The sequence below is a fragment of the Mesorhizobium sp. ISC11 genome (genome assembly GCF_037162595.1).
GTDB classification, from domain to species: Bacteria; Pseudomonadota; Alphaproteobacteria; order Rhizobiales; family Rhizobiaceae; genus Mesorhizobium; species Mesorhizobium ciceri.
The window spans coordinates 3,682,913-3,696,520 of the sequence record NZ_JAVSPW010000001.1 but is presented as its reverse complement, the minus strand read 5'-3'; the positions used below and the strand labels follow the sequence as shown (position 1 = coordinate 3,696,520).

Here is a 13,608-nt window from a genome sequence, read left to right as displayed (position 1 = left end):
AAGCCCTGAAACAAGGTTCGTTTAAAGCCGCGGCGGGACGTGAGCCCCGCCGCGTCAGCTCTAGAGAACTCCAGATCAATAGATCTTGGAGAACTTTTCGATGTTCGACTTGTCGAACTGGAAGGGCGGAGCCATTGCAGCCGAGTTGGTGTCGTCGAGCGTGACCTTGCCGACGCGGCCGATCGACAGCGTGGCGCCGGGCTTTGCCTCTTCCTTCTTCACCGCCAGATCATGGGCGAGGTAGACGGCCGAGTAGCCGAGGTCGATCGGGTTCCACAGCGCAACCGCCTGGCTGGAACCGTTGTCGATGAATTTCTTGAACTCGGACGGCAGTGCGAGACCGGTGACATTGACCTTGCCGATCAGGTTCTCGTCGGTGACGACCTGGGCGGCGGCAACGACGCCGACGGTGGTCGGCGCGATGATCGCCTTCAGGTTCGGATAGGACTTCAACAGGCCCTTGGCTTCGTCGGTGCTCTTGGCCGAATCGTCATCGCCGTAGACGGTGGCGACGAGTTTGATCTTGGGGAACTTCTCCGGCAGGATCTTCTTGGCCGCGTCGATCCAGGCGTTCTGGTTGGTCGCGGTCGAGGAGGCCGACAGGATGGCGACCTCGCCGCCTTCCGGCAGGTGGTCGGCGGCGAGCTTGATGATGGTCTCGCCGATCAGGCCGGTGTCGGACGGGTTGAGGTGAAGCTGGCGACCTTCCTTGGCGACGCCCGAATCCCACGAGATGACGGTGATGCCGCGTTCCATGGCCTTCTTCAGCACCGGCACCAGAGCGTCGGCGTCATTGGCCGAAATGGCGATGGCGTTGACCTTCTGCGCGATCAGCGAATTGACCACTTCGATCTGCGCTTCGGCGGTCGCCTTGGTCGGGCCGGTGTAGATGATGTCGACATCGCCGAGTTCCTTGGCCGCCTCTTCGGCGCCCTTGTTGGCGGCATCGAAGAAGCCGTTGCCGAGCGACTTCACCACCAGCGCGATCTTGACGTTTTCGGCATAGGCGGCATTCACGAACATGGCGGCTGAGAATGCAGCCGTCACCATCAATTTCTTCAAGAAGCTCATCGAATTTCCTCCCTTGAGCGTTGCATTCCATCGCCGCTGCGAGCGCGAGTTGGCCTCAGGCCTGCAGTGAAGATTCTTCCTTGTTGGTTGCGGATGTGCGGGCGACGATCAGCGTCACGCCGGCGGTCTCCAGCATCTTGGCTTCACGATCGTCGATGCCGTCATCGGTGATGACGGTGGCGATGCGCGACAGGCCGCACAGGATGAGGCTGGAGCGTTTGCGGAATTTCGAGGAATCGACCAGCACCACCAACTCGTCGGCCTGGTCGATCAGTTTCTGCTCCGCCTGGATCAAGAGCGGATCGCCCTCCATCAGGCCGAGCGGCCCCAGACCCTGCGCACCCATGAACATGCGGCGCGCATAGAAATTGCGCGTCACGTCGTTGTCGAAGGGCGACAGGATGATGTTCTGCTCGCGATAAATGGTGCCGCCCGACAGCATCACCGTATTCTTGGAATGCTTGAGCAAATGCTCGGCGATGGGGAACGAATTGGTGAAGATCGGCATGCGGCGGCCGGTCAGGAAATGCACCATCTGGAAGGTGGTGGTGCCGCCATTGATGATGATCGGTTCGCCGTCGTTGCACAGCTCGACCGCTTCACGCGCAATCGCCCGCTTCTGCGAGGCGTTGATGGTTTCGTTGACGGAAAAGGGCCGGCCGGCCAGCCCGATGAACTGCGGCGGCGAGATTGCCTCGGCGCCGCCGCGCACGCGGCGCAGGCGCTTCTGGACGTGGAGAGCCGCGATATCGCGCCGGATCGTCGCCTCGGAGGACTCCGTCAGGTCGACCATCTCCTGCACCGTCACCACAGGCTTTTCCTGGACGGCGGACAGAATGATCCTGTGGCGCTCTTTTTCGTGCATGGTTCCTCCCTGCCCGGGCATCTAGGCACCCAAAACGCGCAGTGTCAATCATTTCCGATCATATAATTTCATTGTGCAGTGCAATATGATCGATATTGATCGTTTGTGATTGACAAGCCGACCGCTTCCGTGGAAATTCGGGGCCAAATGGCCGCGCCTTCTGCGTGCCTTCGGGAGGATTTCTTATGCTCGACAAGCGCACCGGCGCGCGCCTCGCCAATCTGTGGGACGAGGCCAAGGCTCACGCCATGAGCGGGCCGGAACTTCTGGTCTACCGTTCGAACACACTTGGTTCCGACAAGCGGGTCACCAACTATGGCGGCGGCAACACGTCGTCGAAGATCTGGCAGAAAGACCCGCTCACCGGCGAGGATGTCGAAGTGCTGTGGGTCAAGGGATCGGGCGGCGACAGCGCCTCGATCAAGCTGGACGGCTTTGCCACGCTCTACATGGACAAGCTGCGCGCGCTCAAAGGCCTCTATCGCGGCGTCGAGCACGAAGACGAGATGGTCGGCTTCCTGCCGCACTGCACCTTCAACCTCAATCCGCGCGCGGCCTCTATCGACACGCCGCTGCATGCCTACGTGCCGAAGCCCTTTGTCGACCACATGCATCCCGATGCCATCATCGCCATTGCCGCGGCGAAGGATTCGAAGGCGCTGACCAAAGAAATCTTCGGCGAGGCCATCGGCTGGCTGCCGTGGAAGCGCCCTGGCTTCGAACTTGGCCTGTGGCTGGAGAAATTCTGCCTCGAACACCCGGCCGCCAAGGGCGTCATCCTGGAAAGCCACGGCCTGTTCACCTGGGGCGACACCCCCAGGGAATGCTACGAGACGACGATCTCGGTGATCAACCAGGCGATCGAATGGTTCGAGCGCCGCTCCGAGGGTGTCGCTATCTTCGGCGGTGAAGCGGTCAAGTCGCTCGACGCCACTGAGCGCCGTGCCATCGCGGCCAAACTGATGCCGAGGATTCGCGGCCTGATCTCGGAAAGGAGCCACAAAACAGGCCATTTCGACGATTCCACTGCTGTGCTCGAATTCGTCAACTCCAGGGATCTGCGCCCGCTGGCGGCACTCGGCACCTCATGCCCCGACCATTTCCTGCGCACCAAGATCCGCCCGCTGGTCATCGAATTCGATCCGGCAAAGCCCGATGTCGATGCCGTCATCGCGCGTCTTGCCGACGACATCGCCGAATATCGCGTTGGCTACCAGGCCTATTACGACAGCTGCAAGCATCCGGACTCGCCCGCCATCCGCGATCCCAATGCCGTCGTCTACCTGATGCCCGGCGTCGGCATGTTCACCTTCGCCGGCGACAAGGCGACGGCGCGCATCTCGGGCGAATTCTATGTCAACGCCATCAACGTCATGCGCGGCGCCTCCACCGTGTCGTCTTATGTCGGCCTGCCTGCACCGGAAGCCTTCGACATCGAGTACTGGCTGCTCGAAGACCTGAAGCTGCAGCGTATGCCGAAGCCGAAGTCGCTTGCCGGCCAGATCGCCCTGGTCACGGGTGGCGCCGGCGGCATCGGCCGCGCCACGGCCAACCGCCTGCTGCGCGAAGGCGCCTGCGTGGTGCTGGCCGACATCGACGAGACAGCACTGGCCAGCGCCAATGACGAACTGGCGAAAGTCTACGGCAGGGACTTCGTGCGGCCGGTGCTGATCAATGTCACCTCGGAGGAGCAGGTCATTTCGGGCTTTGCCGAGACAGCGGTCGAGTTCGGCGGCATCGACATTCTGGTATCGAATGCAGGGCTGGCCTCCTCGGCGCCGATCGAGGAGACGACGCTGGCGCTGTGGAACAAGAACATGGACATCCTGTCGACCGGTTATTTCCTGGTCTCGCGGGAAGCGTTCCGGCTGTTCCGCGCGCAGAAGATTGGCGGCAACGTCGTCTTCGTCGCCTCCAAGAACGGCCTTGCCGCATCGCCGAACGCCGCCGCCTATTGCACCGCCAAGGCTGCCGAGATCCATCTCGCCCGCTGCCTGGCGCTGGAGGGCGCGGAGGCGCAGATCAGGGTCAATGTCGTCAACCCGGACGCGGTGCTGCGCGGCTCGAAGATCTGGACCGGCGAGTGGAAGGAACAGCGCGCCGCCGCCTACAAGATGTCGACCGACGATCTGGAGGAGCACTATCGCTCGCGTTCGATGCTGAAGCGCTCGGTCTTCCCGGAAGACATCGCAGAGGCGATCTATTTCCTGGCGTCCGACATGTCGGCCAAGTCGACCGGCAACATCATCAATGTCGACGCGGGCAACGCCCAGTCGTTCACGCGCTGAGCGGAGGGGACGATGGAACACATCATCTCCGCCGGCCTCGTCGACAAGGACAACGCCGCGCGCAAGGCCAACCTCGAGCGCGACTATGCCTCGCTCGGCGAGCGGCTCGACCGTCGCGGCATCGCCATCGACGCTGTCAGAGACAAGGTCGAGAAATTCGCGGTGGCGATCCCGTCCTGGGGCGTCGGCACCGGCGGCACGCGTTTTGCCCGCTTTCCCGGTGCCGGCGAGCCACGCGACATCTTCGACAAGATCGAGGATTGCGCCGTCATCCAGCAATTGACGCAGGCGACGCCGACCGTTTCCCTGCACATTCCGTGGGACAAGGCCGATCCGAACCGGCTGAAGCAAGCGGCCTCGCGCTTTGGCCTCGGCTTCGACGCCATGAACTCCAACACCTTTTCCGACGCCAAGGACCAGAAGCTCTCCTACAAATTCGGCTCGCTGTCGCATGCCGACGCCGGCACGCGCCGGCAAGCGGTCGAGCACAATCTCGAATGCATCGAGATCGGCAAGACGCTCGGCTCCAAGGCGCTGACGGTGTGGATCGGCGACGGTTCGAACTTTCCCGGCCAGGTCAATTTCGCCAAGGCATTCGAGCGCTATCTCGACGCCATGAAAGAGGTCTACGCCGGACTGCCCGCCGACTGGAAGCTGTTCAGCGAGCACAAGATGTACGAGCCGGCCTTCTATTCCACCGTCGTGCAGGACTGGGGCACCAACTACATGATCGCGCAGGAGCTGGGCGACAAGGCGTTCTGTCTCGTCGACCTCGGCCACCATGCCCCAAACGTCAACATCGAGATGATCGTGTCGCGGCTGATCCAGTTCAAAAAACTCGGCGGCTTCCACTTCAACGATTCGAAATATGGCGACGACGATCTCGACGCCGGTTCGATCGATCCTTACCGGCTGTTTCTCGTCTTCAACGAACTGGTCGACGCCGAACTTTCCGGCGCCGAGGGGTTCGACCCGGCCCACATGCTCGACCAGAGCCACAACGTCACCGATCCGATCGAAAGCCTGATGCTGTCGGCAGTCGAGGTGCAGCGCGCCTATGCGCAGGCGCTGCTGGTCGATCGCAAGGCGTTGGAAGGTTTTCAGGATAGCAATGACGCGCTGATGGCGACGCAGACGCTGAAAGCGGCCTACCGCACCGATGTCGAGCCGATCCTCGCCATGGCGCGGCTGAAGACCGGCGGCGCCATCGACCCGGTCGCCGCCTATCGAGCGGCGGGTTACCGCGCCAAGGTTGCAGCGGAACGCCCTGCAGTCGCTGGCGGTTCGGGCGGCATTGTCTGAGGCCGAGCCGGCCCCCTCATCCGGCCGCTTTGCGGCCACCGCTCTCCGGGCGTTCGTTGTTCGAAAAGCCAAGTAGTTGGCTTTTCGCCCGCTGCGCGGACCACGCCTCACCCCCGCAGGGAGAAGAGACTGGCGTCAGCGCTGACACCTCCTCTCCCTCGGGGAGAGGTCGGATTGCCCCGAATTGCCCTTCGCAATTCGGTTGGCAATCCGGGTGAGGGGGCTCTTTCTCGTGCTCCCTTAATTGTTAGTGGACTCGATCCGTCCAACACGGTCTTCTAGGCATCCCCCCGCCCGGAGAACCGCCATGCCTCTCAACCGTCGGACACTGATCGCCGCCAGTCTTTCCATCACCTTTGTCCTGGCGCCGTTGACGAGTGTCTTCGCCGCCTCGCCGGCGCCGGCCAAGGGCGAGCACGGCATGGTGGTGACGGCCCAGCATCTGGCGTCCGAAGTCGGCATCGAGGTGTTGAAGAAGGGCGGCAATGCTGTCGACGCGGCGGTTGCCGTCGGCTATGCGCTCGCCGTCGTCTACCCCAATGCCGGCAATATCGGCGGCGGCGGCTTCATGACCATCCGCTTCAAGGACGGCAAATCGACCTTTCTCGATTTCCGCGAGCGGGCGCCGCTGGCGGCGACAAAAACCATGTATCTCGACAAGGACGGCAACCCGGTGAAGGGCGCCAGCCTCGACGGCTATCTCGCCGTCGGCGTACCGGGCTCTGTGGCTGGCTTCGAGATGGCCCGTGAAAAATACGGCAAATTGTCCCGCCAGGATCTGATGGCGCCGGCAATCGGCTACGCCAAGGACGGGTTCATCCTCAACCAGGGCGACGCTGCCTCGTTTGCCGGCAGTGCCGACAGGCTGGCGAAGGACCCCGCGGCCGCCGCCATATTCCTGAAACCCGACGGCAAGCCCTATGGCATCGGCGAGCGGCTGGTCCAGCCCGACCTCGCCGCCTCGCTCGCCGCCATTTCCGAAAAGGGTACGGATGCCTTCTATAAAGGCGCCATCGCTGACGCCATCATCAAGGCGAGCGGCGCCAAGGGCGGCATTCTCGCCAAGCCGGATTTCGAGCAATATGCGGTGCGTGAGCTCAAGCCCGTGACCTGTACCTATCGCGGCTACGAGATCACCTCCTCGCCGCCGCCCAGCTCCGGCGGCATCATCATCTGCGAAATCCTCAACGTGCTGGAGGGCTATCCGCTGTCCTATCTCGGCGCAGGTTCCGCCGAGACGGTCCACGTCATGGTCGAGGCGATGCGCTACGCCTATGTCGACCGCAATTCAGCGCTTGGCGATCCTGATTTCGTCGATAACCCGGTCTCGAAATTGCTTGATAAGGCCTATGCCAAGGATATCCGCGACAAGATCGACCCGTTCCGGGCCGGCGTGTCGCAGGATTTGATGCCGAAGGGCTTTGGCGAGAGCAAGGAGACGACGCATTATTCGATCATCGACGATGCGGGCAATGCGGTCGCGGTCACCTACACGTTGAACGGTTCCTTTGGAGCCGGCGTCGTCGCCGACGGCACCGGCATCCTGCTCAACAACGAAATGGACGATTTCACCCAGAAACCCGGCGTGCCCAACCTCTATGGCCTGGTCCAGGGCGAGGCCAACGCCATCCAGCCGAAGAAGACGCCGCTGTCGTCGATGAGCCCGACCGTGGTCGCCAAGGACGGCAAGCCGTTCATGGTCATCGGCAGCCCCGGCGGCTCCCGCATCATCACCATCACGCTGGAAGCGATCGTCAATGTCATCGACCACGGCATGAACATCCAGCAGGCGATCGACGCGCCGCGCATCCACCATCAATGGCTGCCCGACAAGGTGTATGTCGAGCCGTTCGGCCTGTCGCCGGACACAGAAAAGCTGCTGGCCGGCATGGGATATCACCTCGATCTCGCCGACCAGACCTGGGGTCAGGCCGCCGGCATCCTGGTCGGCGGCAAGAGCCTGGCGGAAATCGAGAAAGGCGGCGGCGCGCGCTACAACGGCGCCATCGACAGCCGCGCGGCCTCTGGCGAGGCGCTCGGATACTGACAGCTCGGAGGAAAAAGCTTGGAGCAGCGTGGCGATTCGGGTTGATCGCCCGCTGCTCAAGTGGATCGGCTCACACCGACTTGACCGTCACAAGACCAGCGTGAGGGTGGACGCAACCAGCATCAAGGCGGCAATGCCGACGAACAGCGCATAGATGCGCGGCCGGTCGAGCAGCAGCGCATTTCCGGAGATCCAGGCGGATGTGGCGCCGCCAAGCGCGAAGAGGAAGCCGTTGCGGTGCCCGAAGACCATCGATGCGGCCATCAGCCCGCCGATGATCAGCGCACCGAACACGATGATCACGGCAACGGCATATCTCTCGAAATCATTGCCGCTTCCCATGCTCGGGCCGATTGCGTTCAAGGTTGGCAGGTCGTCCGGATCGAAAGGGTTCGTCGACCCGTATTCGTCTTGACCGGCAGGCTCTCGCATCATTCGTTCTCCGTATAGCGGCAACAAATCATCAAGCCTTGCCGAGTGCAACCCGATCACGCTGCCTTGATGCGTTCGACCGGTCCTTGACGTCTTCAGGTGGCGGCTTGCTGCCGGCTTTTGGTTCTTGGCCGTCTTTGGTCTCTCAGGCAATCCAGGAAACGGCTGCCCAGAGGCGACCGTAGCTCCCTCTATCATGGAATGCATTCGTGGAGGAAAAATGATGCGGGGCACGGATTGGGCTTCGCAAACCGTGATTCGGACGGTGACGTCGCACAGGGTTGTTGTACGGGCGAATCGCCTTGCGGCCAGTGGGCGTCTGCGCTTGGCATGCGGTTGCGTGAAAGTTGACTGGGCAGGCATCTTAAATGTTGACTAGTATAATCATGTTTCATAGTCACCGGGCAGTGGTCACTGGAGACCAACCCCCGAAAAGCAGGGCCGGCCGCATTGCAGAGAGACCAAGAGCCCCAGTCGAGAGCCGCGCCCGATCATTTGCGCAGCCGAATGACCCGGCGCCAGGCGCTCGGGCTTTTTACGCTGCCTTTCGCTGGCATGGGGTCCTCCACGGCTGAAGCCCGTCCGTTGCGCATCGTCTGCCTGGATGACGGGTTGACCGAGACCTTGCTCATGCTCGGTGTCAGCCCGGTCGCCATTGCCGATCGGGAGGTCTGGGAGAAATGGGTGGTCGAGCCGCGGCTGCCGCCCGACATTGCCGATCTCGGCACGTTGCTCGAGCCCAATCTCGAATTCCTGCAGCAGCTCAGGCCCGACATCATCCTGTCCATGCCGTATCTCGACGGCATCAAGCCGCTGCTCGAACGGGTGGCTCCAGTGACGACGATCGGGCTCTATACCGAGGCCGGGCAGCCCTATCGGCGCGCGCTCGAGGCGACGCGCCAGCTCGCCGGGCTTGTCGGCAAGGAAAGCGAAGGCGAGGCGCTGATCGCGGCGACAGACGCGTATCTTTTGGAGGTTCGCCAGCAGCTGGCGCCGCTTTCGGCACGGCCGATCTATGTCGTCAGCTTCCTGGACCCCCGCAATGTGCGCGTCTACGGCGCAAAGAGCCTGTTTCAGGAGGTGTTCGACCGCATCGGGCTCAGCAACGCCTGGACGGCCGAGACCAACTATTGGGGGTTTTCGACCGTCGGCATCGATGGGCTGGCGACATCCAGCGATGCGCGCCTCGCCTATCTCGAACCCTTGCCTGAGGGCGCCGGCGGCACGCTGACCGAAAGTCCAGTCTGGAATGCCATGCCCTTCGTGCGCAACCGCTCGATCATGCGCCTTCCTGCCGTCCTGATGTTTGGCGCGCTTCCATCCGCGAGCCGTTTTGCTCGGGTCCTGGCATCGGCGATGACCGCGGAGGCCGCCCATGGCTGAGGATGCCGCTGCCGTTACTCAAGAAGGAAAGCTTGCGGCGTCAGGCCGCGCCTTGCCAAGGAGTTCTCCTGGTACTCAGCCGGTAGGCGCGATCCTGCTTTGCGCGGTGCTGCTCGCGGCTGCGGCAGCGGCAACCGTCTCGAACCTCACCGTGCAACTGCCATCGGCGCTCTGGCTCCAATCGCTCGCCGCCCCCGACATCGCTGACATGCGGCAGGTGCTCGTCCACTATGCCTTCCTGCCCCGGCTTGCGATCAGCCTTTTGTGCGGTGCGGCGCTCGGGCTTGCCGGAACTGTCCTGCAGCAGGTTCTGCGCAACCCGCTCGCCTCGCCTGAAACCGTCGGCGTCTCGGCCGGTGCCTATCTGGCGCTGGCACTGGCGACGCTTCTGTCACCGTCCCTGCTTGCCTTCGGCCGCGAATGGGTGGCGCTGGCCGGCGCATTTATGGCCCTTGCCGCCGTCATCGCTCTGTCCTGGCACAAGGGCCTGTCGCCGCTTTCGGTGGTGCTGGCGGGGCTTGTGGTCAGCCTCTATGCCGGCGCCATCGGTGCCGCTCTCATCGTGCTGCGGCATGAATGGCTGGCCAGCCTGTTCATTTGGGGCGCCGGTTCGCTCGGCCAGCAGGATTGGTCGACGACGCTGTGGCTTTTGCCACGCATCGGCGCAGCGGCGCTGGCGATCTTATTTATGGTGCGGCCCCTGACCCTGCTTGGCCTCGACGATGAAGGCGCGCGCAGCCTTGGCGTGCCGCTCGGCGCCTATCGCTTCGCCGGACTGGCGGCCGCCGTCGCGCTGATCGCCTTTGTCGTTGCCGCTGTCGGCGTCATCGGCTTCGTCGGCCTGGCCGCGGCGACGCTCGCGCGCATCGGCGGTGGCCGGCGGCTTGGCCAACAGCTGGTGATGGCGCCGCTGATCGGCGGCGCGTTGCTGTGGGCCGCCGATCAAGGCGTGCAGATCGCCACCGGGCCGCAAGGCGACCTGCTGCCGACCGGAGCGATCACAGCACTTCTCGGTGCGCCGCTGCTGCTCTGGCTGCTGCCGCGCCTTGCGCTTGGCTCGGAAGCCCCGACCTTGATGGCCGTGCGCCTGCCGCGCGCAAGCCGGCCCGGCCTTGTTCTGATGGCACTCGGCCTGGCTCTGCTTCTGCTGCTCGGGCTGGCCCTGCTCTATGGACCGGGTCCGCATGGCTGGACCTTCGCCTTCGGCGACGAGCTGCAGCCTTTGCTGTCGTGGCGGTGGCCCCGCGTGCTTGCCGCGCTGAGTGCCGGGGCGATGCTGGCGCTTGCCGGGCTGATGATGCAGCGGCTGACCGGCAATCCGATGGCCAGCCCCGAAGTGCTGGGCATCAGTGCCGGTGCCGCCCTTGGCATGATGGTGGCGCTGTTTGCGCTCGTCAATGCCGGGCGCCCGGTTCAGACGGCGGCGGCAACGATCGGCGCCTTCGCCGCTTTGCTGGTGACGCTGGCGATCGGCCGTCGTGCCGCCTATGCGCCGGAGCGGCTGCTGCTTGCCGGCGTTGCCCTGACGGCCTTGTTCGACGCGCTGATCCTGGTGCTCACCGCGACCGGCGATCCTCGCGCCATGCTGCTGCTCAACTGGCTGACCGGTTCGACCTATGGCGTCGATGTCGGTGACGCCCTGCTGACCGGTGGTATCGCGGTCTGCCTCTTCGCGCTCGCGCCTTTCTTCATGCGCTGGCTCGACATCCTGCCGCTCGGCTCCGCCGCCGTTCAGGGCCTTGGCATCAACCTGAAGAGGGCGCGGTTTCTCGTGCTGCTGGCCGTCGCGGCACTCACCGCGGCTTCGACGCTGATCGTCGGTCCGCTGACCTTCATCGGCCTTATGGCGCCGCATCTTGCTCGTCGCCTTGGCCTTTCCCGTGCGCTGCCACAGGCCATTGGCGCGGTGCTCGCCGGCGCGCTGATCATGGTCGCCGCCGACTGGGTGGGCCGGATCGCCATCTTCCCGCGCCAGATCCCGGCCGGTCTCGTCGCCACGTTGATCGGCGGCCCGGTGCTGATGTGGCTGCTGCGCCGCCGCTGACCGTTTTGCCCCTGGAGATATCCATGTCCAAGATATCCATGTCCAACGCGACGCCAGCCCTGATCGCCAACACGACGGTCCACGATCTCGTTCCGGTGCAGGGCGGCGCCCCCTGGCGGATATTCCTGCATGTGCCGTCCGGGCCGGTGCCCGAGGCCGGCTGGCCGGTCCTCTACATGACCGACGGCAACGCCGTCATCGGCACGGCGGTCGACGCCATGCGCGCGCAGGCCTTCTATCCCACGGGCACCAATGTCGGCTGGGGCGTCATCGTCGCCATCGGCTATCCCGTCGACGGTGCCTATGATCCGCTGCGCCGCTCATGGGATCTCGGCCCGCCGCCAGGCAAGACCTACCCGCCCTTCCACGAAGGCACGCCCGAAGTCCGGACCGGTGGGGCAGGGAAATTCCTTGCTTTCATGGAGGATGAGCTGAAGCCGTGGGTCGCCAGCCGGGTCACGGTCGATGCCAGCCGCCAGGCGCTTTACGGCCATTCTTTCGGTGGCCTGTTTGCGCTCTACGCCCTGTTCACGCGGCCTTCTTCCTTTCAGACCTGGATCGCGGCGAGCCCCGCCATCTATTGGGAAGAGCGTGCCATCGACCGCTTTCTCGAAGCCTTCGAGGCCGCCATTCCCGATGGTTTGGCGGCGACCATGATCCTGTCGGCCGGCGAGTACGAGACCGAGAAGCTGGCGCCGTTCCAGATTGGCGCCGAGGACGAGGAAAAGCGCCTGAAGCAGAAAAAGGTGACACGCACCGACGCATTCGCGCGGGCAATGGCGCAGCGTCTTGACGCTCTCCCGGGCGTGCGCGCCAGTTTCGAACTGCATGCCGGCGAGAACCACATGTCGATCCTGCCGGTCACCGTCAATCGCGCGGTGCAGGCGGCGTTTGCGGTGAGGAGGGACACCGCCCTTTGCTGAACGCTGCAGCAAGACGGTCGGCGCTGTCATTCCTGTGAAGGGGAGGCGCTCAATCGGCGGTAGGAGACGCCGCCGAAGTTTGCCGTCACAAAATCCGTGACGGACATCTTGCGCTTGCCTCCGTCGCTGCAGGCGTAAACCGGCCAACCGGCATCGCTGCATTCGCTGGCAGCGCAGATGCGCGCCAGGCAGTTGCCGATAGTCAGCCGGAAGCCGCCCTTGCCGGCGAAGCCTTGCAACAGGCTGCCGTCCGCCGAGCGCCATGTCCGCGCACGGAATTCCGCCCGCAAAAGCAGTGGTTCGAAAGGGACCGCAAGGTTGTTTTCGCCGGCACGCCCTGCGAGCTGCAGACGGAAGCGCGCCATTGCGGTCGCGTATGCAGTCACAAGATCGGCTTGGCGAAAATAGGCGGTTGCCAGGCTTGGGCGGTCAAGCAGATGAGACGTCCACTCGCCTGCCCCTACCGGCCTCACCAGGGCAACAAAGGCAAGAAAGGCGAAGCAAGCTCGTGACATTTCCAGCAGCCATATCTGTCTCGGCGTGCCGGTTTGCCCCCGGTTGCCCTCCCATAACATCCCGCCAATCGGCGCCCGGCGCAAGCCGCTTGCTAAGGCAGTTCAGAAGGCCGCCGAGCAAGGGCTCCTGGAGCCGAAGACGGTGACCCGCATCGACGAACCTGTGCGGGCGATCGCGAGAGGGTGGCGGTGTTTGCGGCAAGGGATCTTGACCAGTCCAGGGTTTCCTAGCCGATGCGAGCCGGCGGCAGCTCGAACAAAGTGGCGCCGTTCTCCCGGCCGCGCTCGACATAGCCGATGACGCCGAACCATCTTGCGACATCCGGCCCCTGGAGCCAACTGCGCGAATGGATGGCGAGGTTGCCGGCGAGCGCCTGGATATGCCTGATATGCCGCTTGCAGAAACGGACGGTCGTGGCCCGGAAGAAGTCCTCCCGTGCGGCGAACAGCGTGTCGGCGGCGTCGCTGTTCTCATGCCAGGCGATGATCGCCACGGCCTTGTCACCCTCGACAAGCGCGTGCGCGCGGCCCTCCTTCAAATTCATCATAAGGTTGTCGTAGGCGATCTTGCTGTCCTTGCCGGCCGCGACGTATTCGTCCGACATCCGTTTGGACAGCCCCCGAAAGACATCCTCCAGATCCCCAAGCGTTGCTGCGCGTGCTCTCATTTCACCTCCTGCAGCCCCAACGGGCAGTTTGCCCTAGGGTTGAGGGGTGGCCAAGCAAATTAAATCCGCC

General features: G+C 63.8%; 11 protein-coding genes. 6 read left to right on the top strand and 5 right to left on the bottom strand.

Features of this window, described 5'->3' with window-relative positions; genetic code table 11:
- Positions 1–75: 75 nt before the first annotated feature.
- Positions 76–1,071 (bottom strand): rhamnose ABC transporter substrate-binding protein, encoded by a 996-nt coding sequence (gene rhaS / locus RPF88_RS18100; protein WP_013533599.1) that lies wholly within the window; start codon positions 1,069–1,071, stop codon positions 76–78.
- Positions 1,072–1,126: 55 nt separating this feature from the next.
- Positions 1,127–1,936, bottom strand: a complete 810-nt coding sequence (locus RPF88_RS18095) for a DeoR/GlpR family DNA-binding transcription regulator (RefSeq protein ID WP_063170034.1) — start codon at positions 1,934–1,936, stop codon at positions 1,127–1,129.
- A gap of 185 nt (positions 1,937–2,121) precedes the next feature.
- Between RPF88_RS18095 and RPF88_RS18090 the strand changes: the two genes are divergently transcribed.
- The 3 genes from RPF88_RS18090 (at position 2,122) to ggt (ending at position 7,573) form a co-directional block, all read left to right on the top strand.
- Complete coding sequence (locus RPF88_RS18090) at positions 2,122–4,224, top strand: bifunctional rhamnulose-1-phosphate aldolase/short-chain dehydrogenase (protein WP_337122813.1); 2,103 nt, start codon at positions 2,122–2,124, stop codon at positions 4,222–4,224.
- 12 nt (positions 4,225–4,236) lie between these two features.
- Positions 4,237–5,526 (top strand): L-rhamnose catabolism isomerase, encoded by a 1,290-nt coding sequence (rhaI, locus tag RPF88_RS18085; RefSeq protein WP_337122811.1) that lies wholly within the window; start codon positions 4,237–4,239, stop codon positions 5,524–5,526.
- Positions 5,527–5,833: 307 nt separating this feature from the next.
- Positions 5,834–7,573, top strand: coding sequence for a gamma-glutamyltransferase (ggt, locus tag RPF88_RS18080; protein WP_337122810.1), 1,740 nt, complete (start codon positions 5,834–5,836; stop codon positions 7,571–7,573).
- Positions 7,574–7,660: 87 nt separating this feature from the next.
- Here ggt and RPF88_RS18075 read toward each other — a convergent pair whose 3' ends face one another.
- Positions 7,661–8,008: a hypothetical protein gene (locus RPF88_RS18075; protein ID WP_032808338.1), complete on the bottom strand. Its 348-nt coding sequence runs from the start codon at positions 8,006–8,008 to the stop codon at positions 7,661–7,663.
- Between the two features lie 504 nt (positions 8,009–8,512).
- Between RPF88_RS18075 and RPF88_RS18070 the strand changes: the two genes are divergently transcribed.
- Genes RPF88_RS18070 through RPF88_RS18060 form a run of 3 tightly spaced genes read left to right on the top strand, consistent with a single transcriptional unit; the run spans position 8,513 to position 12,355 of the window.
- Entirely contained in the window at positions 8,513–9,388 is an 876-nt protein-coding gene (locus RPF88_RS18070) for an ABC transporter substrate-binding protein (RefSeq protein WP_013533593.1), read from the top strand.
- Positions 9,381–11,432: a Fe(3+)-hydroxamate ABC transporter permease FhuB gene (gene fhuB / locus RPF88_RS18065; RefSeq protein WP_337122809.1), complete on the top strand. Its 2,052-nt coding sequence runs from the start codon at positions 9,381–9,383 to the stop codon at positions 11,430–11,432. The genes RPF88_RS18070 and fhuB overlap by 8 nt, the downstream gene beginning before the upstream one ends.
- Positions 11,433–11,455: 23 nt before the next feature.
- Positions 11,456–12,355 (top strand): alpha/beta hydrolase, encoded by a 900-nt coding sequence (locus RPF88_RS18060; RefSeq protein ID WP_337122807.1) that lies wholly within the window; start codon positions 11,456–11,458, stop codon positions 12,353–12,355.
- A gap of 26 nt (positions 12,356–12,381) precedes the next feature.
- On the opposite strand, the gene RPF88_RS18055 is transcribed toward RPF88_RS18060, so the two are convergent.
- Both RPF88_RS18055 and RPF88_RS18050 read right to left on the bottom strand, forming a co-directional pair.
- Entirely contained in the window at positions 12,382–12,720 is a 339-nt protein-coding gene (locus RPF88_RS18055; RefSeq protein WP_337122805.1) for a hypothetical protein, read from the bottom strand.
- A 377-nt stretch (positions 12,721–13,097) separates the two neighbouring features.
- Complete coding sequence (locus RPF88_RS18050; RefSeq protein ID WP_013533589.1) at positions 13,098–13,538, bottom strand: hypothetical protein; 441 nt, start codon at positions 13,536–13,538, stop codon at positions 13,098–13,100.
- Positions 13,539–13,608 lie beyond the last annotated feature (70 nt).